We start from the raw sequence: 21,328 nt of genomic DNA, 5'->3' as shown, positions 1-21,328 counted from the left end.
GCGGCCTCATGGCCGCATCCCTCGACAGAGAGCTCGCGAGCCTGTCCGGCGAGGAGATGGTCGCGGCGCTCGGCCTCGGCGGGGCGCCCGCGTGGGTGCGCCGCGCCGGGCGCGCCGCCTTCGCCGTGCCCTCGTGGCCGCTCGGGCGCGTGCTCGCGCGCTTCGACCGGCGCACGGGCGAGGCGGGGCTCCACGTGGCGGCGCGGGAGGCGCTCGCCGGGTTCGGCGCGCGCCTTCGCGCCGACTCCCCACCTCCTCCGCGCGGCGCGCTGCTCGTCGTCTCCAACCACCCTGGGGCCTACGACGCCCTCGCGCTGATGGCGGCCCTCGGCCGGGGCGACCTCATGATCGTCGCGGCGGAGCGGCGGTTTTTGCGCGCGTTGCCCCACGTGAGCCAGCGGCTCCTGTTCGTGCCCATCGACGAGGGCGGCGGCGCGCGCGCGCTCGCGGCGCGGACCGCCAGCGTGCGCCGCGCCCTGCGGCACCTGCGCACGGGCGGCGCGCTGCTCCATTTCCCCGCCGGTCGCATCGAGGCCGACCCCGCCTTCGCGGGCGCTGGCGGCGCGCCGCTCGGCGCGTGGCACCCGAGCGCCGGCGCCCTGCTGCGCGCGACCGCGGCCGCGGGCGGGCGCGTCGCCGTCGCGATCGTCTCGGGGGTGCACTCACCCCGGGCGAAGCGGCTCCTCGTCACGCGCTGGGCCGAGCGCCGCGGGATCACCACGCTGGCCCCGCTCCTGCAGATCGCGCTGCCCGGCTTCGATGACGTCGAGGTGCGGGTGCGGCTCGGCCCGGCCCGCGAGGCGGCCGCGGTGGTGGACGGCCTGGACGATGACGCGTCGCTCACCCGGCGGCTCCGGGACGAGGCCACGGCGCTGCTCCCCGGTCCATGACAGCCCGCCCCGCCCCGGCCCCAGGGACGCCCCCGCTCAGCGCCCCGCTGCAACCCGCGCGAGCACCCCGCGCACCGCCGCCGCCGTGCTGTCCCAGCCGGGCAGCCCCGCGGACCGGACCACCGCGGCGCGGCTCATGCTCGCCCGCAAGGTCGCGTCCGACAGGAAGCGGGAGAGCACCCGCACGAGCCCGTCGCCATCGTCCCAGAGCAGCGCCTCCGCGCCGTCCTGGACCACCTCCCCGATCGCGCCCACGCGCGCCGCGAGCACCGGCACCCCGGCGCGCACCGCCTCGGTCAGCACCATGCCGTACCCCTCGAGCGACGAGGGCAGCACCAGCGCGTCCGTCTCCGCCAGCGCCTCCGCCAGCGCCTCGTCGCCGAGCACCCCGGGCGCCGTCACGCGCGCCCGCAGGAACGCCGAGCCCTCGATCGCCCGGCGCACCCGCGCGGCATAGGCCGGGTCCCGCGTCACGTCGCCGATGAGCGCGAGCGTCGCGTGCGCGCTCCCGACCCGCTCGAACGCCGCGAGCAGCTCCAGGATCCGCTTGCGCGGGATGAAGCTCCCCACGAACGTCAGCCGCAGCAGACCGTCGCCCCGCCCGGCCCGCGGGCGCAAGGCGAGCCGGTCCGCGCCCGGCGCCGCCACGTCGACGCGCCCGAGCCCGTGCTCGCGCCGGAGCCGCGCCGCGGTCGTCGCGCTCGTCGCGACGTGCGCCTCGCACAGCCGGAGCACCGCCGCCTCCTCGAGCGCGACCGCCGTGCGCCGCGGCCCGGGCCGGAGCTCCCACGCGCTCAGGTGGTGCACGAGGAGCACGCGCGCGATCCGCCGCGGCAGCGCCGCGAACGCCGGCCCGAGCTCCGGGAAGCAGAGCTCGTCGCCCACGACCACGGCCGGATCGAGCCGGGCGAGGCGCCGCGCCAGCGCGAGCCCCGACAGCGCGCGCGAGAGCGGCGCCGGATCCAGGGAGACGACCTCGACCACGTCGCCCTGCGCGCGCAGCCGCTCGATCACGAGCCGATCGTAGATGTACCCACCCGTGGTCTGCTCCAGGGCGCCATAGACGATCCAGGCGATGCGCATCGGCCAGCGGCTCCGGCCTGCGCGTCCTACTCGCCCTCGCGACGCGCGGCAACGGCTCGTCCTCGCCGCGTGACCGCTTTGTCAAGACTGCAAACCATCCTATCCTGCGCGCCGCACGAGCTGGGCTGCTGCGGCGGTGATTCGAACGATCGCCGGGCGCGCCCGCGGAGACTCACGGACATCGCTGGACCGCCGAGGCGGCGGCGAGGGACCTCATGCGAAACCGACGCTTCCTGGACCTGAGTTTGCGACCTCTTGCCGTTATCGTCCTCCTCCTGGCCGGGTGCGGCGACTCGGATGGGTCCAATGCCCCCGTCGATGCCACGAGCTCCGGGGCTCAGACCTCGACGACCGGCGCCGGCGGCTCGGGCGCGGGCGCCGGCGGCGCGGACGCCGGCGCCGGCGGCGCGGACGCCGGCGCCGGCGGCTCGGGCGGGGATGGCACCGGCGGCGCCGGGGGCGACGGCGCCGGGGGCGCGGACGGCACCGGGGGCTCGGGCGGCGGCGCCGCGCCCGTGGCGGCCTGGGACTGGAACGGCATCGTCGGCACCGGACAGAGCCTGTCGGTCGGCGCCGAGGGCACGCCGGCCGGCGGGACGCAGCAGCGCTTCAACAACCTCAAGCTGTCGCTCGGGGCCGCGGGCGTCCCCCCGTTCGACCCGGCGCACGCCGCGCTGTCGCTCGTGCCGCTCGTCGAGCCCATCCGCGCGTACGCGACGACGTACCCGAGCGCCTACCCGAAGAACATCTACGGCGAGACCCCGCACACGGCGATGGCGGACCAGATCTCGACGCTCTTCCAGGCGGCCGCGGGCGGCGATTACGTCTCCGTGCACACCGTGGTCGGCGAGAGCGGACAGGGGATGACCTACCTCCGCAAGGGCGCCACCGAGACGGTGAGCGGCAACCAGTCGCAGGGCCGCGCCTTCGCGGCGACGCTGTTCGAGGCCGCGGCGATCAAGCGGCTCGCCGACGCGGCCGGCAAGACCTACGGCGTCGGCGCCGTCGTGATCACGCACGGCGAGGCCGACGCGGGCAGCCCGACGTACGAGGACGAGCTCATCCAGCTCTGGTCCGACTACAACGAAGACATCCAGAAGATCACCGGACAATCGCGGAGCATTCCGCTGTTCGTGTCGCAGCAGCACTCGGTGCCCACCGAGGCGGGCTCGCGGTCGGCGTCGACCCAGGCGCAGTGGCACGCGGGCGTCGAGCGCCCGGGCGACGTCGTCTGCTCCGGCCCGAAGTACCAGTATCCGTACGCGCCCGACCACGTCCACCTCACGGCGAAGGGGTACGAGCTGCTCGGCGAGAAGGTCGGGCAGATCTACTTCGAGAAGGTGGCCCGCGGGGACGACTGGCGGCCGCTCCAGCCGACGCGGGTCGAGCGCAGCGGCCGGGAGATCACCGTGCATTTCCACGTCCCGGTGCCGCCGCTCGTCTGGGACACCGCGATGCCGGCCCCCCACCAGACGGCCTATACGGAGTGGAAGGACGGCCGCGGCTTCGAGGTCTGGAGCGGCGACACCCGCATCGCGATCAGCGGGGTGGAGATCGCCGGCAACACGGTCAAGATCACGTGCGCCGGCGATCTGCCCGCGTCCGGCGTGTGGGTCGGCTATGCGGCGACCTCCGACGGGACGCAGATGGAGGGCGGCACCACGCGCTGGGGCCTGCTGCGCGACTCGGATCCGTTCGTGGGCTCCGTGACGGGCGTCGCCCAGCCGAATTACGGCGTGGCGTTCGAGATGAGCGTGCCCTGATCCCTCGATCCCTCGGACGGGCTGCGCCCGGGCGCCGCGGGGGCGGCCCCGCGCCGCGCGCTCGCAGCGTCGCCTGCGCGAGCGCGGTCACGGCGCTCGAGCCCGGGCGTGCTCCGGCGATGCGCCGGCCTCCGTGATTCGCCGCCGCAGCGCTCGCGCCCGGGCGTGCTCCGGCGATGCGCCGGCCTCCGTGATTTGCCGCCGCAGCGCGCCCTACTTCTGCGTCGCTCCCTTCTTCGGTTCGAGCCAGGGCGCCTCCATCCGCGGAGCCGTCTTGCCCTCCTTGGTGGGCAGCCTCTTCAGCGCCTTCGGCGGCGCCGTGGGCTTGCTCGGCGGCCCCGCCTTGGGCGCCGGCTGCGGAGGCGCTTCGGGCATGGGCCGAGGGCCCACGTTCGACCTCTCGCGAAGGACGGGCGCCCGCGTCTCCGGCGTGGGGGCCGGGGCCTCCGGCCCGGGCGCCCGCGTCTCCGGCCCGGGCGGCGTCTGCAGCGCCTCCTGGGCCCGCGCGCGCGCCGCGGCGATGTCCGGCGCGCTGTCGCCCGCCGCGTCGAGCCTCGCCGCCTCGTCCAGCCGATCGAGGCACCGGCGCCACGCGGCCTCGTCGCAGGCGCGCAGCGCGTCGACCCGCAGCGCGCGGGCGCGCTCCAGCGCGTCGCGCGGCGGCTCCTGCTCGAGCGGCGCGGTCGGCGCGGGCTCGGGGAGGGGCGCGATCTCCGCCGGCTCGTCCGGCGAGCGCAGCAGCCGCGCGAAGAGGAGCACGAGCAGCGCCAGCGCGGCGACCGCGGCGAGCTCCGCGCGCCAGCGCTCGCGCATCCAGCGCCGCATCCGCGACACGCGCTGCCGCACCCGGGCGGCCGGCACCTGCGCCTCCGCGGCGATGCTCTCCAGCTTCTCCCCCTCCCCTTCGCGCGCCATCCACGCCAGCGTCTGCCGGGCCTCGCGCGTCGCGGACGCCTGCTCTTCCGCCCAGCGCGCCAGCTCGCGCGCCTCGACGGGTGGCGGCCCGGTGGGCACGTCGGGCAGCTCGACCGCGGTCTCGCGCGACGCGCGCCGGTGGTGGTCCGCCGCCTTGTGGCGCGCGATCCCGAGCAGCCAGCGCCGGAGCTCTGCGGGGTCGCTCGGGCGCGCGGGCGAGGCGAGCGCGTCGCACAGGACGGTCTGGACCACATCGTCGACCTCGGCGCTGGGCACCCGCCGGCGCACGAAATCCACGAGGGCGCGGCGCAGCGCCGAGTCCGCCAGGGGGTTCGACGCGCGGGGGGAGTCCTCGGTGGGCATCGGCGTGCTCATGACCGCTGCATCGCGCGGAGCGCGCGGAGTGTGACGCGAGCGCTCGAGAATACGCTACGCCTCGCCCGGGCGTCACACTCCGGCGCGGGCTGCCGACCGGGGCAGCATGCGCCTCCACCGCCTCGCTGCCTTCGCTGCGGCGCCCCTCGCCGTTTTCCTCACCCTCACGACCCCACGCCCGACCGCCGGCTCGCCGGCCAGCGCCGGTACCGCCGGCCCTCCGGGACGAACGCCAGCCGCCCCCCCTCGGCCCCGCGTCACCGAGATCCGGATCGACAAGAGCGACCACACGCTGGAGCTCGTGGCCGGGGACGAGATCCTCAAGACCTACCGTGTCGCCATCGGGCCGGGCGGCCCGGGGCCGAAGCGCTACGAGGGCGACCGGCGCACCCCGGTCGGGACGTACCGAGTCGCCGGCCGCTTCAAGGGGCAATTCCATCGGTTTCTCCTCGTCAGCTACCCGAACGAGGAGGACCGGCGGCGCTTCGCCGCGCTGAAGCGCCTCGGCGAGGTCCCGCCCGGCCGCGGCATCGGCCACAGCATCGGGATTCACGGCGTCGGAGGCCGGCAATCCGCCGGCGTACACAAGGAGAGCGACTGGACGCTCGGCTGCGTCGCCCTCGACGACGACGAGATCGACGAGATCGCGCGGCTCACGCCCGACGGTACGCGGATCGTGATCACCGACTGAGATCGGGCCAGGACGCGACTCTACGCCCCCTCGTCGCATTGCCGGGCCTGTAGGACAACCGGCGACCAGGCGTCGCTCGCACAAAATATTCCACCAAAACTGTTGCCTTTCTTGAGATCTTCTTCGAGGAAGCGTGTCACCCGCTGCGGGCTGCGGCGTATTTCAGGGCACTGCCGGTGGGAGGACGATGATAGATCACGCGACCGGGCGCCTCACACGCCTACCGGGGGGCGCGCATCGCCCGGTCGCGCCCTGGTGGAGCGTTGCCGCTGGGCGCCCCACGTGCGAACGCGCGGCAGCCATCAGCTCGCCTGGATCCATGAGCATCCGTGCGGAACGAGACGACCTCGACGAGATCATGCAGCGGTACGCGCTGGGCGAGGACGACGTCTTCGATCGGCTCTACGCGCTGCTGGCGCCCCGGCTCTACCGTTTCTGCCTGCGTCTCACAGGGGGTGCTCCCGAGGCCGACGATCTCTTCCAGGAGAGCTTCCTCAGGATTCACCGTGCGCGCGCGTCGTACATGGGCGGGTCCAGCGTGTTCCCCTGGGCGTTCGCGATCGCGCGCTCGCTCCACCTCGATCGGCTCAGGTACCGACGCCGGCATCCCGAGGACGTGGCGCCGACGGGCGATCCCGTGGTGCACGGCGCGTCGGCCTACGCCTCCTGCCCCGAAGCCGAGGTCGGAGCCCATGAGATCCTGAAGATCGTGACCCTCGAGCTGAACAAGATGTCCGAGCTGAGCCGCACCGCGTACCTCTTGCTGAAGGAGGAGGGCCTCAATGTCTCGGAGGCAGCCGCCGTGCTCGGCACGTCGACGGACGTCGTGAAGCAACGCGCGCATCGCGCAATCACGCGCAATCACGCGCAATCACGCGCAATCGACACAGGAAACTGACACGAAATCGACGCGCGGAATGAACACACGGGATCATCACGCGGCACGAAACGGAGCCACCTCCTCGTCGCTCGGCGCGCCACAATGCGAGAGAAGCGGCGTCCACGGAGACCACTTAACACTTATTCACTGGCAACTCCTACTGCCATGACACATGAAACAGGAACAGACATTGACTCCGTCGAGCAAATGCCTGGCAATCAATCCCAACGAGGTAAAGACAACGAATCTTTCCATGTCCATGGTCGTGCTCGCTGCGTGCTCCGTTCTTGCCGGCTGCGTCGGTGACGCGGTAGAGGCCGATGAGCTGGAGATCGACAGCGACCAGGCCGCGCTCGAGGAGCTGGCAGGTCAGCTCAAGTCGACGGCTGGCGCCTGCCTGGGCGTCGATCCCACGGAGGGCCCGGGCGGGGCGGTCAAGGTCGTCAGCTGCACCCCCAGCGCGACGTCCGCGCCCGACTGGATCTTCCACAAGGACGGGGCCCTCGTCCTCATCGAGAATGCGGTGACCGGCAAGTGCATCGACGCCCTCGATTCGGGCGCGACGTCTGGCACGCCGCTGGTTCAGGCCGATTGCCGGTTCGACGCCGCCTTCGGCGACAGCCAGCTCTTCCACACGATGGCCCGGATTGGCTCTTACGCGCTGCAGCCCACGCACGCGCGCGACCCGTGGCCCGGGCAGTGCATGACCGTTCCGGGTGGCTCCACCACCGAGGGGGTCGAGGCAGAGCTGCAGGCGTGCGCCAACATCCGTGCGGCCCAGTGGTTCGTGATCCCGCGGTGACGGCGGCGCCGCCGCCCTGACGAGCCGGCGCGCGGCGCCCGGCGCGCGGGTGGCATCCAGCAGCGGGCGCGGCGCCTGTGCGTCGCGCCTGCGTCTTTCCGGGGCACCGATCCGGCGCGGGCGCGACGAGCGCACCGCGGCGCTCCGGCGCTTCGCAGGACGCGCAGGTACTCCATGGTACGGCGCGGTGAGATCCTGAATCGGACCGCCTCGGCACAGGCTGCCTGGCCGGTCTCGCGACCCCGGTGTTGTCGGCCTCCCTCCCTGCTTTTCCCCGCAAAGTCTCTGCGACCGGGCGGTGAATCCGCTAGTCTCAGCGCCTTTGCGCGTGCGCGCGCCGACTCACACAAGGTCACGAGGGATACAGGATATGGCTCTACGCAACATTGTAGCTCCGCTCACTGCGATAGGTGTGATGTTCCTCGCCGCGTGCGACCCCGGCAATGCGCCTCCGGGTGGCGGCGGCGCGGGCGGGGGCGGCGGCGCGGGCGGCGGCGGCGGCGCGGGCGGGGGCGGTGGCGGCGGCGCGGACGGTGGCGGCGGCGCCGGCGATGGCGGCGGCGCGGGCGGGGGCGGCGGCGCGGGCGGTGGCGGCGGCGCGGGCGGGGGCGGCGGCGCGGGCGGCTCGGCCGAGCCGCGGTGTGGGGCGCCGTCCGGCGAGCCGACGATCCACGAGGGAGACCTGAGCGAAAGCGAGACCTGGACCGCCGCGGGGAGCCCGCACATCGTGAGCTTCCCTGTCCGGCTCCTCGACGGCGTGACGCTCACGATCGAGCCCTGCGCCGAGGTGCTGCTCGAGGAGGACACGGGGATCGCCGTGACCGGCGAGGGCGCCGAGCTCCGGGCCGAGGGCACGGAGACGCGGCCGATCGTGTTCCGCGGCAGCGACGGCGCGCGCTGGAACGACGTGCACGTCGCCTGGCCGGGCAAGGCGACCCTCCGGCACGTGACCCTGGAGGGCGGCGGCGGGGATCGCTTCCACGCGAACGCGACGCTCTCCGCCTACGGCGCGTCCGTGACGCCCGCGGCGCCGGCCCTCCTCGTCGATCACGTGACGGTGCGCGGGTCGCTCGGCGCCGGGGTCCTCCTGCTGTGGGCGTCGGCGTTCGCCGAGGGCTCGACGGACCTCACCATCACCGAGAGCGGCAGCGAGGAGCACCCGTATCCGCTGGAGCTCGGCGAGCAGGCGCTCGGCTCGATCCCGACCGGCGTGTACACCGGCAACCGGAAGGACGAGATCCTGATCCAGGACGAGGGCGCCAACCAGGCCTCCGGCCTGCAGCAGGACGCGACCCTGCGCGACCGCGGCGTGCCCTACCACTTCGGGGACTGGCAGGACGCCCGCTTCAACATCGGCGGCGGGGGCGAGGAGGCCCCCCTGACGACGCTCACCATCGAGCCCGGCGTCACCCTCCGCTTCGAGCCCGGCACCTGGATGCGGATCGAGCGGTTCACCGGCGAGTTCGCGGCGAGCGGCGCCCTCCGCGCCGTGGGCACGCCGGAGAAGCCGATCGTCTTCACCTCGGCCGCGGAGGACCCGGCGCCCGGCGACTGGGGCGGGCTGTGGTTCGGCGGCATCCCGCGCGACGAGAACGTCCTGGAGAACGTCATCATCGAGTACGCGGGCTACGACTGCAGCTGCTCCCTGCTCACGTGCAACGACATCGAGGAGTTCGAGGGCGCCGTCATCTTCAGCCAGGAGCCGAGCCGCGCGTTCATCCAGCGGTCCACGTTCCGCCACATCGCCGGCCACGGCGTCACGCGGGGGTGGGTCGGCACGTCGGAGCCCGATTTCGTCACCGGAAACACGTTCGAGAGCGTGACCGGCTGCGCGCAGACGCGCCCCTGGATCGAGGGCCAGCCGTGCTACGACCCGCTGCCCGCCTGCCCGGAAGGGTGAGCGTGTCCTGCGCGTGAGCGGCGCGCCGCGCGCGTGCCTCTGGCCGAGAGCGGGCTATCGCCGCCTCCCACGCCGCGCAGGCCCCCCTCTCCGGGGCCTGCGCGCTCGGCGCGGAATCAGAGGATCAGGGGCTACAACGAGCGCTCGAAGCCGGCGTAGGCCGACGGCGACTCGCGGACGAGCACCCGCAGGGTGGCGCCCGGGGGCGGCGCCTCGCCCGCGGGGAGCTTCGCGAGATCGTCGGCGAGGAGCGCGGCCACGTGCTCGGCCACCCGCTCGGTCGTCGAGGTGCGCCCGGGGAACGCCGGGTGCTCGTCGAGGTTCCGGTAATCGAGCGTGTCGAGCGCCCGGCGCAGCGCCGCGCGCAGCGCGCCGATGTCCATGACGACGTGGTGCGGGCCGAGCGCCGTCGCGCGGATCTCGACGTCGACGGAGTACGTCGCGCCGTGCATCCGGGTCGCGGGGCCGAAGAACGGGTCGGAGAAGCTGTGCGCGATCATGATGTGATCGCTGACGCCGAGCAGGAACATGGCAGACCTCTAGGTGTTCGCGGTGTGTCGTGATCCGTACTGGAAGACCGAAAGGAGCCGCGCCCCGGGCTCGGCGGCGAGCGCGGCGTACAGCCGCGGCGCGGCGTCGAGCGGGACGGGCGGGTCCAGGAGGGCGTCGAGCGCGGCGTCCTCGAGGAGCGCGCGGACGAGCGCGAAGCGCCGCGCGGGGTCCCAGCGGGGCGCGCGCTCCGGCGGGAGGGTCGACACCTGGCTCGCGCGCAGGCGCAGCCGCCGCCGGTGGAACTCCGCGCCGAGCGCGACCGGGCTCGTCCGCGCGCCGTAGAACGACGCGACCGTCACGGTCGCCTCGCGCCCCGCGTGCGCGATCGCGCGGTCGAGCTCGGCGGGATCGCCCGTCGCGGCGATCACGACGTCCGCGTCGCCGCGCGGCCGGTCGTCCTCCGGCCGCGCCGCCGCGGCGGCGCCGAGCGCGAGGCCGGCCTGGCGCCGCCTCTCGCTCGGCTCGACGAGCCGCACCTCGGCCGCCCCCGCGCGCCGCGCGAGCGCCACGACGAGCAGCCCCACCACCCCTCCGCCGAGCACCACCACGACGTCCCCGAGCCCCACGCCCGCGTCCCACACGCACGTGACGGCCGTCTCCAGGTTCGCCGCGAGCACCGCGCGCTCGGCGGGGATGGAGCGCGGGAGGCCGCGCGCGGCGTCCGGACCGAGGACGTGCACGTCGCCGTGCGGGGCGAGCGCGAAGACGCGGTCGCCGGGCGCGAACGCCGCGCCCTCGCCGCGGGCGACGACCTCGCCCACCCACGCGTAGCCGTAGCGGCGAGGGTAGGTCGGCGCGCCCGGCGCATCGAGCGACGGATCGAACGGCGTTGGCCCCTCGCCGCGATAGAGCAGGAGCTCCGTGCCCTGGCTGATCCCCGACGCGAGCGCCCGCGCCACGATCTCGCCGGCCCCGGGCTCCCGCGGCGGGGCGCCCAGGCGCACCTCGACGAGGCCCGGACGAACGAACCAGAGCTCCCGGCAGGGCGCCAGGGGCGCCAGGGGCGACGCGGGCGCCGGGGGTGATGCGGGCGCCGAAGGCGGCGCGGGCGGGTCAGTCGGGATAGCCAATCTCGCCTCGCAGGAGCAGATTACCGCCGAGCAGCTCGACGGCCGGCTCGCGCAGGTCGATCGCCGCCGCGTGCGGCGCCTCGCCCAGCGCGCCGATCGCGGCGATGGCGGAGTCGCCGAAGAGGCGCGGCGCGATCTCGACCTCGGCGCGGTCGGCGAGCCGCGCGCGCAGGAACGAGGTGAGCACGGTGCCGCCCCCCTCGACGAGCAGCCGCCGCACGCCGCGCGCGTGGAGCTCGGCGAGCGCGTGCGGCAGCGAGACGCGGCCGAGCTCGGAGGCGGGCACGACGACGACCTCGACGCCGCGCGCCTCGAGCCGCGCCCGCGCCCCGTCCGGCGCGCGCCCCCGGGCGCCGAGGACGAGCACGCGCCCGCCGCCCGGCAGCCCCCGGCTCGCCGGCGCGAGGAGGCGCGCGCCGTCGGGCAGGTCGAGGGCGCTCGCCAGCACCACGCGCATCGGCTGGGGCCCCTCGCAGGCGCGCACCGTGAGCAGCGGGTCGTCGACGACGATGGTGCGGCGCCCGACGAGCACCGCGTCGTGCTCCGCGCGCGCCCGGTGGGCGTGCTGGATCCCCGCGGGCGTGCTGAGCACCACGCGCTCGCCCGGCGTGGCGATGCGGCCGTCGAGCGTCTGGGCGAAGTGGAGCGTGACCCGCGGGCGCGGAAGGCTCATGGCGCGCTCGCGGGCGTGCCCCCGGCGCGGGCGAGCGCGCGCCCTGCGGGATCGAACGCGCGCGCGGCGGGTACGAGCGCGCGCGCGTCGCGGGCCGAGGGGGACTGCGTCGTCGTCCCGAGCCGGCAGCGGAGCCTCCGGATCACGGCGCCACTCTAGACCAGAACGCCCGATCCGTGGAGGACCGCACGTCCCCACACGGGGCGCGCACGGCGCTCGCTGAGGCCGCCGCTCGGCACCGGATCGAGCAGGGACCTCGGTTCGCCCGCGGGCCCCTCTCACTGAACGTGCGCGAGCGCCTGCTCGAGCTTGGCCTCCTCTCCGAGGGCGTCAGCCTCCACGAGGCGATTGTGCGCGAGCCGAATCACGAACCGATGCCCTGCGCTCAGCAGTTGCGCGAACAGGCCGTAGTCGTCGCCTTCGCGGTCCATGACGTGCACCACGTCGTGCGGAGCAGCGCCCAGCGCCGCGACTCGCTCCACCTGCTCTCCCCAGCGGTCGTGCTCGTTGTCCGTCGTGCCGTCGTCGCGCACGTGCGTGCTCAGATCGAGCACGCCGAGCGGGCGGCGCGTTCCATTGGCGTCTGCGTGCAGGGGGTCCGGAGGAGGCAAGCCTTCTCGGAAGCCGCCCTGGCGAGTCGGTCGACGTTCTCGCAAACGCCCGACCGCCCGTCCATCTGGAAGCGCGGGTCGGTTGCGCATGGCCGCAAGAGGATCCACTCGAACGAACGCGGTGACGACGCGTGCATTTGCAGAGAATCCCGCCCGAGCTCCGCGCCCTCTTCGCGCGCGTGCCGAGGCGGCGGCCCTCGTGCGCCTCGCGCCGCCCGCGTGAATGCGCAGCGCCGAGAAGGAGGACCGCGCTCGTCGCGCTCCCCGGCGCCCCTCCCGCGCGATGGCTTCAGGACGATCGCGCCGTCGTACCAAGCGTGACGAGGAGCTCATCGAGCTGCTCGAACGTCTCGCCCATCCCGCTGTACGCGCCCGAGGCCAGGGCGGCGTCGCGCGCCTGCTTCGATCGATAGAGCTCGTGCAGCACCTGCAGCGTCTTGCCGCCTTTTTCCTCGAGGGTCACGGTCGTGACGGCGCCATCGTCGCCCGCTTCGTCGTTCGTCCACACGATGCGCGAGTGCGGTGTCACTTCGAGGTACGTGCCGAAGAACGCCATCGGCTGCGCGGCATCGTGACCAAAGACCAGGCGGTAGCTGCCGCCGGCGCGAATATCCGCTTCGTAGGAAAGTAGAGGCACGGGCATCGACTTCGGTATCCACCACCGCCTGAACAGCTCCGGCGTGGTCCACGCCTGGAACACGATGCGCGCCGGGGCATCGAAGGTCCGTGTGACGACGATCTCGCGATCGGACCTCGGCTCCACCGTCGTGCGATTACTCGTCAATTTGGGCTCACTCTCTTTACTTGCGTCCATCGACGTTCTCCTTTCGTTTCAGTTCCTCGATGACCTTGTCCAGCTCGTCGAAGCGCGCGGCCCAGAGCTGGCGGTACCTCTCGATCCACGCCGTCTCTTCGTCGAGCCGGCGCGGGCCGAGCTTGCAGGTACGCACGCGGCCGACCTTCTCGGTGGTGACGAGCCCGGCCCGCTCGAGGACGCCGACGTGCTTCTTCATGCCCGTGAGGGTCATGTGAAACTTCTCGGCGAGGTCCGTGATCGAAGCGTCGGCTCGTCCGAGCTGCTCCAGAACGCCGCGCCGGGTCGCGTCGGAAAGCGCGGCGAAGGAAGCATCGAGGCGGGCACTCGAATACTGAACCATGTGGTTCAGTATATGACGCGCGAGTCGGCGTCGTGCAAGAGGAGTATCGAGCGCGTGCTGCGTCGCGGGCCGACTTTGATTCAGAAATTTGCGACCATTTGCAGTAACAGCGGAATGCAGCTCGGCGTCGCCACCCCGCCTCGCCGGGCCAACGCGCCCCCCGCCGCGGGGGTACGGGGCCAGCAGGCGGTTGCGGGTAGGAAGCGCCAGGGCGTTGCTGCCGGTCGCGTCCGTGCCCGGCGCCCGTCCTCGGCGGCGCAGAGCGCGTCGGCGATGGCGCAGAACCCCGGTGGCCACCACGACGCCGAGGCGCGGGTGCACCGCGGCGGCCGCGCCCTCGGAGCGGAGGGCGTCGTGGCTCGCCGTGGCCGGCGGCTACGCGGCGTCGACGTCGAACGTCATCTGCTCGTCGGTTGGGTCACGCGCAGCAGCGCGCGGAGGTGGCGCCGTAGGAAGCCCGAGGTGGGCCAAGACTTGGTGCCGGCTCCGCGGTCGGTCACGGTCTCGAGGATCTTCAAGCGCCCCTCGCACCTGGGACACTGGAGGGAGTCGGCGCCGAAGGTCCGGTGGAGAAGAAGATGCCAGTCGATGCTTTCTCGTCCGCCTTTGCGTCGTCACACGCCTTGTTCTTCGCGAGCCGCGTGCCGCCTGCGGGCGGCTTCGGCGTCACGAGGGGGGCGCCACGGCGAGCGGGCAGCGAAGACACCGTGGTAGGTGATGGTGCTTGGTGGCGCGCGCGATCTCCTCCGCGAAGATGCGCCCCACGGCCGTCCGCACGTCGGGCTTGGCGGCGACGAGGGCACGCAGATCGAAGGGGCTCAGCTCGCCGGGATCATTCGGCCCGATTTCCGACGACGAGCCCATTTCCTTTCGTTCAGGGCGTCTCGTCCCAAACGCGACCAGATGCAGTTCCATTGCTACCGGGGTTGAACACCTCGACGGCCATGACCTGATAGGTGGGATCGTCACTCGCATCCAGATTGTTCATATTCGGAAGAGTCCACCCGGTGTCAGCCCATGCCTTCACGTGATCGGCGAATATGATTTTGTGGTCCTGTCCGAGGGCCTGCTGCCGAGCAGGCTTGCTCCAGTATTGGTAGAAAGTGGAGCGACCATTGATAGAGGGCTGCTGCTGCCGTGTCGAGCGGTAAGTGGAATACTCGACCCCATTGCTCATGAAGGACTTGCCATAGGTAGCCCCCTGGCTGGGGTCATAACTCCATCGCTGCAGAATGTAATACTCCACCAGGTGTGCCGGGTTTGAAGTGGGCATATTCTTGTCGTACCCCCAGCCGTACAAAGTGAGATAGCTCGCGCCACTGTCGCTGTTGAATCGGTAGCCGATCACCCTGTTCTCATCCCCGTAATGCCATCCTGGACCACCGACATAGTTATATCCACCGCCCTGCCAGGCCACGCTGAATTCGCCGTTCGGGTCCACGGTCAAAGATGTCGAGCCGCCATCTTTCCAGTGCGTGAAGAAAAGATCACCGACATGGCCCGTTGCGTGATTTGAAGTGATCACGGTTTTCTCAGTGTATTTCTGAGTGTAGGCCGAGTACTTGGAGAGATCGGGGGCGGGTGTAGCCGTTGTGTCCAATTCTCCATCGTTGGAGAAAATAGCAAATCCTGCGATGGTGGGGTTCTCTATGCCCTCAATCAGCTCAATGGTGACGCCGCCGTCATTTACCGCAATATCCGCAAAGGTCTCCATGTAGCCCGTGCCATGACCGACCTCGGCATAGAGATCCAGATTGCTGATAACTGTGTTTCCTTCAATCGCAACGCTAAAGCTGCGCGACCCAGCGCTATTGTGAGCGATTTCCGCGAAATGCAACTTCACGGTGAAGTTGCCATTGGCGGTAACCGGGACTTCGTAGCTGAATGAGCCGTACCGCTCTGTTTGATAGAGCTGCCCACCAACGACGGGGTCTTGCGTGCTATTGGTCGTACCACCGCTGGCATATTTGTCCGCCTGGTACTCTACGCCGTCAATTGTTGCGCTCGAATTGCTGCCGGAGTTGATGGCGACCACCAATGCGAGATCGCCAACGGAAGAACCGGAGCCGCTCGACGACGTGCCAGAGCTGCTCGACGACGTGCCAGAGCTGCTCGACGACGTGCCAGAGCTGCTCGACGACGTGCCAGAGCTGCTCGACGACGTGCCAGAGCTGCTCGACGACGTGCCAGAGCCGGAGCTGTAGGATGAAGAGCTGCTAGAAGACGATGAGCTGCTCGATGGCTCTGCGGTATTGGTGCCACCGTCGCAGCCTGCTAGCGCGACTGACGCGAACGTCGCTATGAGCCAACGAGAGAATTGCTTCTGATTCGAATTTGTCATGAATCTTCTCCAAGATTGCTCGCTGACGATTGTTGTCATATGATGTTTCGCGGCTCATCTTCGAGCCGCGCCGAGCGCTTCTCGAGCGCGACGATGCGCCGGTCCTTCGCGTCCTGCTCCGGCTTGCGACCGGGCTTGCGCCCCGCGAGAGCCTCGCTGCCGTGGAGGGCGAGCCGCTTGCGCCAGGCCGTCAGGAGGGAGCCGTAGATGCCCTCGCGGCAGTTGCCCTCGCGGCGCAGCAGCGGCTCGATGTCCCCGCGCTGGGTGCACGCGGTCCCCGCGCTGGGACCACGCGGCCGCCTCGCGAACGATGCGCAGCTTCTCCGCCGCCGAGAATCCGCCGCCGAGAACTTCCGCCGCTCGCTCGGATTCGGTGCGGTCTCGACGGCAACGCCGCTCGGGCGGGAAGCAGTGCCCTGCGCCGCTGGGGCGGGGGTAGGATCGACGGATCGGAGATGGGGAGGCTTCGGCACGGGCCAGGTCCATTCTCCGCCCTTTCACCACAGATTTCCAGCGGTAGCTTGTCTCACCCGAGGTTGGCACAGAGGGAGCGGAAAACGCCACCAGGCTTGAGACAGGCCGGACGAGAATCCTATGAGCGGATCGCGCAGAGAGGCGCGTTCCGGCGCTGGGACGTGAGCGGCAGAGGTCGCGCCGCGGTGGGCCGTGGCACCGCTCGGCGGCGCAGAGCGCGTTGGCGATGGCGCAGAACCCCTTTGGCCACCACGACGCCGAGGCGCGGGTGCACCGCGGCGTCCGCGCCCTCGGAGCGGAGGGCGTCGTGGCTCGCCGTGGCCGGCGGCTACGCGGCGTCGACGTCGAACGTCATCTGCTCGTCGGTTGGGTCACGCGCAGCAGCGCGCGGGGGTGGCGCCGTAGCAAGCCCGAGGTGGGCCAAGATCTTGGTGACGGCTCCGCGGTCGGTCACGGTCGCGAGGATCTTCACGCGCCCCTCCCACTTGCTCGTGTCGGGGTTCCTGCTCGTGATGCTCACCCTGGAGACGCACAACCCGATGGGCCTCGCCATGGAGACGGTCAGCGCGCTCGGCACGACCGGCCTCTCGGCGAACGTCACGTCGTCGCTGAGCGCGCCGGGGAAGCTCGTGCTCACGCTGGCGATGTTCATCGGCCGCATCGGGCCGCTGACGATCGCGATGGCGCTCGCGAACCGGGCGCGGTCGCAGCTCTACAGGCTGCCGGAGGAGAAGATCGGTATCGGATGAGCGGGGGCGCGGGGGCGCTCGGCGCCGGGCGGCGCGGGCGCGCCCGGCGGCGCGAGCGTGGCAATCGTGCTGCGCCCCCCGCCGGGGCGCCTCCGGCGACGATCGCGCGAAGGGACGGCGAGCCCCGCTCCATTCAAGGACGGAGGCGCCCCGCGCCCCGCTGGCCGCCCTCCGCGCGACAGCCCACGACGCGGCCGCGCGAGGCTCACCTGAGGAGATCCGTCATGACGTATCGCAGATCCGTTCTCGTGCTCTCGCTGATCACCCTCGGCGGCGTGTCCGCCGGGTGCGTCCCCTTCGGCGACCCCGAAGGCCCTGGCGCCAGGGGCGTCGTCTCGCTCGGCGAGGGCGTGAGCACGAGCGAGCTCAAGACCCTCCAGGTCCGCGCCATCCCGGCCTCGGAGCTGCCGTTCGACGACGAGAGCCCGCAGTTCACCCGACCCGATCTCGCCGCCGACGATCGATGGCACGCGCTCTCGGAGCCCCTGGACGGGCTGAGCTTCCCTCATCCGTACGAGATCGGCGACGTCGTCGGCACGACGGATCACAAGCGCTGGCGCCTGCTCGCTTGGCTCTCCGCCGGCGAGGACGCGCAGGCCGACGGGCCAGAGAGCGGCGAGCCCTACGGGACGACCACGTTCGATATCGACAGCTGCGGGCGCCACGGCGGGTACTGCACGGTCACCGACGGGGTGAACGTCACCGTCGATCGGATCGCCCCCTGACAGCGGCCGCCGCGCGGGACGCCGCCGGATCGCCGCTTGTCCTCTCGCCCACAACGGCGCCGGCCGTATGCGACACGACTACCCACGATGAAGCGCGCGATGGCACGCGGCCTCCTGTGGGCTCACGCACTTACACAGCGAAAGCTTGACGTTCGGGACGGTTGAAGTCCTACTGGCGTACTCCAGAGACCGCCATGCGACCGCCCCAGTCCCCCGCCCTCGTGCTCATCGCGGACGACAATCCGCTCAACATCGAGGTGCTCTGCGGCGCGCTCTCCGACGAGGGGCTGAATCTCGCGATGGCGGGCGACGGCGAGGAGGTGCTCGAGGTGGTCGGCCGCGAGGAGCCGGATCTCATCCTGCTCGACGCGCTCATGCCGAACCTCGACGGCTTCGAGACCTGCAAGCGCCATCGGCTCGGGCGCTCCGTCCCCTATGCCGCGCTCGCCCAGGCCTTCTCGGGCCTGCTGAACAACCTGACCGCCAGCCTCAGGTGCAGCGCAAGACGGAGGCGCTCCAGGCCGCCAACGCGCGCCTCGAGCTGGAGGTCGAGCGGCGCACCCAGGAGCTGCGCGCCGCCAAGGAGGCAGCGGACGCCGCCAACCAGGCGAAGAGCACCTTCCTGGCCCACATGAGCCACGAGCTGCGCACGCCGCTCAACGGAATCCTCGGATACGCCCAGATCCTCGAGCATTCGAGCTCGCTCTCGGGGCGGACAGGGACGGGGGCCAGACCATCCGTCGCTCGGGCGAGCACCTCTTGACCCTGATCAACGATGTCCTGGATCTGGCCAAGATCGAGGCGGGCAGGATCGACTTGACCCCGAGGGACGTCCAGTTCGAAGCGCTCTTCGGCATCGTGACGGATCTCTGCCGCGTGCGGGCCGAATCCAAGGGGCTCGCGTTCTCGTCCGAGATCACGGGGCCGGCGCTCTCTCATGTTCACGCCGACGACAGGCGCCTCATCCAGGTGCTGCTCACCCTGCTGGGCAACGCGATCAAGTTCACCGAGCGCGGCCGCGTCGGCCTCCGCGTCCACGTCCTGGAGGGCGGCGGGCCCGAGCGCACCGTGCGCTTTCGCGTCGAGGACAGCGGCCCGGGCATCCCGCCCGGGCACCAGCAGCGCATCTTCGAGCCGTTCGAGCAGGTCGGCGGCGGGGTCGCGCGCACCGAAGGGACGGGCCTGGGGCGAACCATCACCCGGCAGCTCGTCGAGCGGATGGGCGGCCGCATCGGGACGAGCGGCTGAGACCGTGGCTGGAGCGGCTCTGTGCGCTGGCGAGGGGCTTTCAGTTCAAGGCGATCCGCGCGCTGCTCGCGAACGGCCATCGAGGCGCCTCGGCCTGAGCCGCGCGCGGCGGTCCGCACTGGCTGCCCGAGGGGGAGACGGTGACGTTCCCCGTGGCGTGCTCGACGGGCCTCGCGCGCGAGGGCTGGAGCGGGCGCGACGACTTCACGACGTACGAGGAGGAGATCGCGTACGTCAAGGCGTGGATCTCCGAGCGCTGCAACTGAGGAGCCCGGAAGCATCCGGCTCACCGCGTGTGCACTGCGCGCTGCCGCCTTCGGTGCCACCCATCGCGGCCCCTCCAGCGCCACCCGTCCCCGCGCCCCCCGAACCGCCGAGAGGTGCGTCGCCTCCCCACGTGCGCGCCTGCGTCAGCTCTTTCGCTGGCGGTCTGCGCGGCCGGTGAACCGCGTCGGTCCTGCAGATCACCCCGGGCAGCGTCGCCCCGATCCAGGCGCCTTCCCGCTGCGCGCTCGACACGTTCCTGGCCGCCTCGCCGGAGGGCACCCCGGTGTCCTATCCGCGCGCCGCTACTGATTCGTGCCGATCAGGTCGAGGAAGGTGATGTAGTCGTCGACCTTGTGCCCCGGGACCACGTCGAGGCCGAGGTCGAACCGGCTGTCGTCCACCATCTGCGGAGCGAGGATCGCCTTGGTCACATCGAGGCCGATGGTCTTGAGGCCATAGAGGACGTAGGGCACGAGGTACCCTTGGTAGTACTGCCGCTGGACGTGCGTGGCCTTGATGAGCCCCTTGCGCATGTAGTCGACGGTGTTCGGGCTGAAGTCGAAGGCGACGACCGGGAGGTCCGGCCTGTTCGCGCGCTCGACGGCCGTCGCGCACCAGTACGAGACGTTGAACATCCCGATCAACCCGACGACGGGCGGCTCCGCGGCCTCGATCTGGGCCCTCATCCATTCGATGTCCTCGTCCGCGCGCTCGTACAGCCAGGTGACCTGACGCACCAGAGGCGTGTAACCGGCCTCCTCGAGCACGCGCTGGGCGCCCTGCGTCCGCTTCAGCCCGTCGTCCCACGACGGGTCGAGGTGGCCGTGGATGATCACCGTACCCGGCCCCTGGGGAAGAAACTCGAGCAGGGTCTCCCCCGCCGTGGTTCCGGCGGATTCGTTGATGGTTCCGACGTAGATCGAACGCTTCGAGGCCGGCAGGTCAGTGTCGAGCGTCACCACATGGACCCCCTTGGCGACGGCCTCATCGATGGCGGCCGCGTTGCGTGCGCCGAAGGGCGAGATGCCGATCCCTTCGGAGCCCTCCATGACCGTATTTTCAATCTGTTGGCTCTGGAGCTCCTCCTTCTTCTGCTGATCGTCCGTGTCAGCGAAGGACCCGACCACGTTGCCCGTGGCCCCGATCTCGCCCATGGCTCGGTTCGCCCCCGTGGCGATCGGCGCGAAGAACTCGGAGAGGGTCTTCAGGATCACCGTCATCTGCATCGGTTCGATGGAGCTCCTGTTGATCTCGGCGACGAGGTTGTCGATTGTCGCCTCGAGATCCATCGGGATGAACTCGTTTCGCGGAGTCGGCGTCCGTTTGATGGGCGCTGCGTCCTCGCCCGCGTCGGCGGTGCCGTCCGATCCGCATGCCGCCGTCATCAGCGCGAGCCCTAAGGCCGCCATCCAGCATCGTCCAATCGTCCTCATGAGACCCCTCCTCTTCCGTGAGCCGTGCGGTCGTGCACGGCGATGCTGCGTGAGAATCGCGCCTCTCTCCCGATCGCCGTCAGGCGGGACAGCGGACGGCGGCGCGGGCGAAATCGACGAAGGCGCCGCCGTCGATCCTCCACTGTTGTATGAAGTGATGCTCGTTCGCGCCGTAAGGATCGAAGTCGCCGCCGGAGGAGGGCAGGAGCCCCCCGATGACGACCGCGTCCTCGGGGTGATCGGGCCCCGTCGGCGAGCAATTGGCCGAGAGCAGGGACGCGAGCCCCACGAGCAGCCCGGTCTCCAAACAGTCCGTGCGTCGGCCGTGAGGAGCGGCGCACACGCCGGCTCGACGGGGGCGATGCGGCGCGGCAGGCATCCCGAGGTACATACTCGACCTTCGAGACACGCCATCACATCGAGGACTGACCTGTCAAGGGCGCACGAGCACACATCGCGATTCCTGAAACGGGCGACTCATGATGGGATGCAACGCAGAACACGTCTCACGATACCGCTCCTCGGAGACCGAGGCGTCTGTCCGTGGATCGCGGTGCAGGCAGGGAGCGCCAGGGCGTTGCTGCCGGTCGCGCCCGTGCCCGGCGCCCGTCCTCGGCGCCGCAGAGCGCGTCGGCGATGGCGCAAACCCCGGTGGCCACCACGACGCCGAGGCGCGGGTGCACCGCGGCGTCGAAGTCGAACGTCATCTGCTCGTCGGTTGGGTCACGC

The 21,328-nt window shown here is 71.6% G+C and carries 26 protein-coding genes; 13 read left to right on the top strand and 13 right to left on the bottom strand.

The genetic code is table 11. From position 1 onward, the window contains the following. The first annotated feature begins 8 nt into the window (after positions 1 to 8). Positions 9 to 890 carry a 1-acyl-sn-glycerol-3-phosphate acyltransferase gene (locus WMF31_RS11280; RefSeq protein WP_436601937.1) on the top strand — a complete coding sequence of 294 codons (882 nt, stop codon included), beginning with the start codon at positions 9 to 11 and terminating at the stop codon, positions 888 to 890. A gap of 36 nt (positions 891 to 926) precedes the next feature. On the opposite strand, the gene WMF31_RS11275 is transcribed toward WMF31_RS11280, so the two are convergent. Next, a complete protein-coding gene (locus WMF31_RS11275) occupies positions 927 to 1,973 on the bottom strand; it encodes a glycosyltransferase family 4 protein (protein WP_436601936.1) in 1,047 nt (348 codons plus the stop codon). A 215-nt stretch (positions 1,974 to 2,188) separates the two neighbouring features. On the opposite strand from WMF31_RS11275, the gene WMF31_RS11270 reads away from it, so the two are divergent. Further along, entirely contained in the window at positions 2,189 to 3,736 is a 1,548-nt protein-coding gene (locus tag WMF31_RS11270) for a dockerin (protein ID WP_436601935.1), read from the top strand. Between the two features lie 213 nt (positions 3,737 to 3,949). Here WMF31_RS11270 and WMF31_RS11265 read toward each other — a convergent pair whose 3' ends face one another. Beyond that, a complete protein-coding gene (locus WMF31_RS11265) occupies positions 3,950 to 5,026 on the bottom strand; it encodes a sigma factor (RefSeq protein ID WP_436601934.1) in 1,077 nt (358 codons plus the stop codon). A 106-nt stretch (positions 5,027 to 5,132) separates the two neighbouring features. On the opposite strand from WMF31_RS11265, the gene WMF31_RS11260 reads away from it, so the two are divergent. The 4 genes from WMF31_RS11260 to WMF31_RS11245 all read left to right on the top strand — a co-directional run bounded on the left by WMF31_RS11260 (position 5,133) and on the right by WMF31_RS11245 (position 9,299). After that, on the top strand, positions 5,133 to 5,717 hold the full coding sequence (locus tag WMF31_RS11260) for a L,D-transpeptidase family protein (RefSeq protein ID WP_436601933.1): 585 nt from the start codon (positions 5,133 to 5,135) through the stop codon (positions 5,715 to 5,717). Between the two features lie 319 nt (positions 5,718 to 6,036). Further along, positions 6,037 to 6,615 carry an RNA polymerase sigma factor gene (locus WMF31_RS11255; RefSeq protein WP_436601932.1) on the top strand — a complete coding sequence of 193 codons (579 nt, stop codon included), beginning with the start codon at positions 6,037 to 6,039 and terminating at the stop codon, positions 6,613 to 6,615. A 154-nt stretch (positions 6,616 to 6,769) separates the two neighbouring features. Then, positions 6,770 to 7,399 (top strand): RICIN domain-containing protein, encoded by a 630-nt coding sequence (locus WMF31_RS11250; protein ID WP_436601931.1) that lies wholly within the window; start codon positions 6,770 to 6,772, stop codon positions 7,397 to 7,399. Between the two features lie 412 nt (positions 7,400 to 7,811). Beyond that, complete coding sequence (locus tag WMF31_RS11245) at positions 7,812 to 9,299, top strand: hypothetical protein (protein WP_436601930.1); 1,488 nt, start codon at positions 7,812 to 7,814, stop codon at positions 9,297 to 9,299. A 131-nt stretch (positions 9,300 to 9,430) separates the two neighbouring features. On the opposite strand, the gene WMF31_RS11240 is transcribed toward WMF31_RS11245, so the two are convergent. From WMF31_RS11240 to WMF31_RS11200, 9 genes are all read right to left on the bottom strand, one after another. Continuing rightward, positions 9,431 to 9,829: a 6-pyruvoyl trahydropterin synthase family protein gene (locus WMF31_RS11240; protein ID WP_436601929.1), complete on the bottom strand. Its 399-nt coding sequence runs from the start codon at positions 9,827 to 9,829 to the stop codon at positions 9,431 to 9,433. Between the two features lie 9 nt (positions 9,830 to 9,838). Continuing rightward, complete coding sequence (locus tag WMF31_RS11235) at positions 9,839 to 10,921, bottom strand: zinc-binding dehydrogenase (protein WP_436601928.1); 1,083 nt, start codon at positions 10,919 to 10,921, stop codon at positions 9,839 to 9,841. After that, the gene (locus WMF31_RS11230; protein ID WP_436601927.1) at positions 10,905 to 11,594 is read right to left on the bottom strand and encodes a RibD family protein; all 690 of its coding nucleotides are present in this window, start codon (positions 11,592 to 11,594) and stop codon (positions 10,905 to 10,907) included. The genes WMF31_RS11235 and WMF31_RS11230 overlap by 17 nt, the downstream gene beginning before the upstream one ends. Further along, positions 11,591 to 11,740 carry a hypothetical protein gene (locus WMF31_RS11225; protein ID WP_436601926.1) on the bottom strand — a complete coding sequence of 50 codons (150 nt, stop codon included), beginning with the start codon at positions 11,738 to 11,740 and terminating at the stop codon, positions 11,591 to 11,593. The genes WMF31_RS11230 and WMF31_RS11225 overlap by 4 nt, the downstream gene beginning before the upstream one ends. A 132-nt stretch (positions 11,741 to 11,872) precedes the next feature. After that, positions 11,873 to 12,148: a hypothetical protein gene (locus WMF31_RS11220; protein ID WP_436601925.1), complete on the bottom strand. Its 276-nt coding sequence runs from the start codon at positions 12,146 to 12,148 to the stop codon at positions 11,873 to 11,875. A 346-nt stretch (positions 12,149 to 12,494) separates the two neighbouring features. Beyond that, positions 12,495 to 13,019: an SRPBCC family protein gene (locus WMF31_RS11215; RefSeq protein WP_436601924.1), complete on the bottom strand. Its 525-nt coding sequence runs from the start codon at positions 13,017 to 13,019 to the stop codon at positions 12,495 to 12,497. Continuing rightward, on the bottom strand, positions 13,006 to 13,362 hold the full coding sequence (locus WMF31_RS11210) for an ArsR/SmtB family transcription factor (RefSeq protein ID WP_436601923.1): 357 nt from the start codon (positions 13,360 to 13,362) through the stop codon (positions 13,006 to 13,008). Before WMF31_RS11210 ends, WMF31_RS11215 begins: the two co-directional genes overlap by 14 nt. 666 nt (positions 13,363 to 14,028) lie before the next feature. Then, complete coding sequence (locus WMF31_RS11205; RefSeq protein WP_436601922.1) at positions 14,029 to 14,226, bottom strand: hypothetical protein; 198 nt, start codon at positions 14,224 to 14,226, stop codon at positions 14,029 to 14,031. 10 nt (positions 14,227 to 14,236) lie between these two features. Continuing rightward, the gene (locus WMF31_RS11200) at positions 14,237 to 15,397 is read right to left on the bottom strand and encodes a glycoside hydrolase family 11 protein (protein ID WP_436601921.1); all 1,161 of its coding nucleotides are present in this window, start codon (positions 15,395 to 15,397) and stop codon (positions 14,237 to 14,239) included. Here WMF31_RS11200 and WMF31_RS11195 point away from each other — a divergent pair. From WMF31_RS11195 to WMF31_RS11165, 7 genes are all read left to right on the top strand, one after another. Continuing rightward, on the top strand, positions 15,387 to 15,566 hold the full coding sequence (locus tag WMF31_RS11195) for a hypothetical protein (protein ID WP_436601920.1): 180 nt from the start codon (positions 15,387 to 15,389) through the stop codon (positions 15,564 to 15,566). The two genes, WMF31_RS11200 and WMF31_RS11195, sit on opposite strands and share 11 nt — an antisense overlap. A gap of 1,042 nt (positions 15,567 to 16,608) precedes the next feature. Beyond that, positions 16,609 to 16,926, top strand: coding sequence for a hypothetical protein (locus tag WMF31_RS11190; protein ID WP_436601919.1), 318 nt, complete (start codon positions 16,609 to 16,611; stop codon positions 16,924 to 16,926). A 224-nt stretch (positions 16,927 to 17,150) separates the two neighbouring features. Next, a complete protein-coding gene (locus WMF31_RS11185) occupies positions 17,151 to 17,651 on the top strand; it encodes a hypothetical protein (protein ID WP_436601918.1) in 501 nt (166 codons plus the stop codon). A gap of 194 nt (positions 17,652 to 17,845) precedes the next feature. Beyond that, positions 17,846 to 18,286, top strand: a complete 441-nt coding sequence (locus WMF31_RS11180; protein ID WP_436601917.1) for a response regulator — start codon at positions 17,846 to 17,848, stop codon at positions 18,284 to 18,286. Further along, entirely contained in the window at positions 18,283 to 18,414 is a 132-nt protein-coding gene (locus WMF31_RS11175; protein WP_436601916.1) for a histidine kinase dimerization/phospho-acceptor domain-containing protein, read from the top strand. Before WMF31_RS11180 ends, WMF31_RS11175 begins: the two co-directional genes overlap by 4 nt. After that, a complete protein-coding gene (locus WMF31_RS11170; RefSeq protein WP_436601915.1) occupies positions 18,411 to 18,899 on the top strand; it encodes a sensor histidine kinase in 489 nt (162 codons plus the stop codon). Before WMF31_RS11175 ends, WMF31_RS11170 begins: the two co-directional genes overlap by 4 nt. A gap of 140 nt (positions 18,900 to 19,039) precedes the next feature. Next, complete coding sequence (locus WMF31_RS11165) at positions 19,040 to 19,165, top strand: hypothetical protein (RefSeq protein WP_436601914.1); 126 nt, start codon at positions 19,040 to 19,042, stop codon at positions 19,163 to 19,165. Positions 19,166 to 19,468: 303 nt separating this feature from the next. Here the strand turns inward: WMF31_RS11165 and WMF31_RS11160 are convergent, their stop codons facing one another. Continuing rightward, entirely contained in the window at positions 19,469 to 20,599 is a 1,131-nt protein-coding gene (locus WMF31_RS11160) for a substrate-binding domain-containing protein (protein ID WP_436601913.1), read from the bottom strand. A 79-nt stretch (positions 20,600 to 20,678) separates the two neighbouring features. Continuing rightward, positions 20,679 to 20,906 carry a hypothetical protein gene (locus WMF31_RS11155; RefSeq protein ID WP_436601912.1) on the bottom strand — a complete coding sequence of 76 codons (228 nt, stop codon included), beginning with the start codon at positions 20,904 to 20,906 and terminating at the stop codon, positions 20,679 to 20,681. Between the last annotated feature and the right edge of the window lie 422 nt (positions 20,907 to 21,328).

The organism is Sorangium sp. So ce1036, from assembly GCF_051369805.1.
In the GTDB taxonomy this organism is placed as follows: domain Bacteria; phylum Myxococcota_A; class Polyangia; order Polyangiales; family Polyangiaceae; genus Sorangium; species Sorangium cellulosum_F.
The sequence above is the reverse complement of the archived record's forward strand: the minus strand, read 5'-3'. Positions and strand labels throughout refer to the sequence as shown.

Bases quoted from the DNA above. Each gene is read 5' to 3' on its own strand.
- WMF31_RS11160 (WP_436601913.1), bottom strand. From the start codon at position 20,599: ATGAGGACGATTGGACGATGCTGGATGGCGGCCTTAGGGCTCGCGCTG.
- WMF31_RS11230 (WP_436601927.1), bottom strand. From the start codon at position 11,594: ATGAGCCTTCCGCGCCCGCGGGTCACGCTCCACTTCGCCCAGACGCTC.
- WMF31_RS11205 (WP_436601922.1), bottom strand. From the start codon at position 14,226: ATGGGCTCGTCGTCGGAAATCGGGCCGAATGATCCCGGCGAGCTGAGC.
- WMF31_RS11185 (WP_436601918.1), top strand. From the start codon at position 17,151: ATGACGTATCGCAGATCCGTTCTCGTGCTCTCGCTGATCACCCTCGGC.
- WMF31_RS11265 (WP_436601934.1), bottom strand. From the start codon at position 5,026: ATGAGCACGCCGATGCCCACCGAGGACTCCCCCCGCGCGTCGAACCCC.
- WMF31_RS11255 (WP_436601932.1), top strand. From the start codon at position 6,037: ATGAGCATCCGTGCGGAACGAGACGACCTCGACGAGATCATGCAGCGG.
- WMF31_RS11260 (WP_436601933.1), top strand. From the start codon at position 5,133: ATGCGCCTCCACCGCCTCGCTGCCTTCGCTGCGGCGCCCCTCGCCGTT.
- WMF31_RS11210 (WP_436601923.1), bottom strand. From the start codon at position 13,362: ATGGTTCAGTATTCGAGTGCCCGCCTCGATGCTTCCTTCGCCGCGCTT.
- WMF31_RS11215 (WP_436601924.1), bottom strand. From the start codon at position 13,019: ATGGACGCAAGTAAAGAGAGTGAGCCCAAATTGACGAGTAATCGCACG.
- WMF31_RS11250 (WP_436601931.1), top strand. From the start codon at position 6,770: ATGAAACAGGAACAGACATTGACTCCGTCGAGCAAATGCCTGGCAATC.
- WMF31_RS11280 (WP_436601937.1), top strand. From the start codon at position 9: ATGGCCGCATCCCTCGACAGAGAGCTCGCGAGCCTGTCCGGCGAGGAG.
- WMF31_RS11275 (WP_436601936.1), bottom strand. From the start codon at position 1,973: ATGCGCATCGCCTGGATCGTCTATGGCGCCCTGGAGCAGACCACGGGT.
- WMF31_RS11180 (WP_436601917.1), top strand. From the start codon at position 17,846: ATGCGACCGCCCCAGTCCCCCGCCCTCGTGCTCATCGCGGACGACAAT.
- WMF31_RS11270 (WP_436601935.1), top strand. From the start codon at position 2,189: ATGCGAAACCGACGCTTCCTGGACCTGAGTTTGCGACCTCTTGCCGTT.
- WMF31_RS11195 (WP_436601920.1), top strand. From the start codon at position 15,387: ATGGCGACCACCAATGCGAGATCGCCAACGGAAGAACCGGAGCCGCTC.
- WMF31_RS11240 (WP_436601929.1), bottom strand. From the start codon at position 9,829: ATGTTCCTGCTCGGCGTCAGCGATCACATCATGATCGCGCACAGCTTC.
- WMF31_RS11175 (WP_436601916.1), top strand. From the start codon at position 18,283: ATGAGCCACGAGCTGCGCACGCCGCTCAACGGAATCCTCGGATACGCC.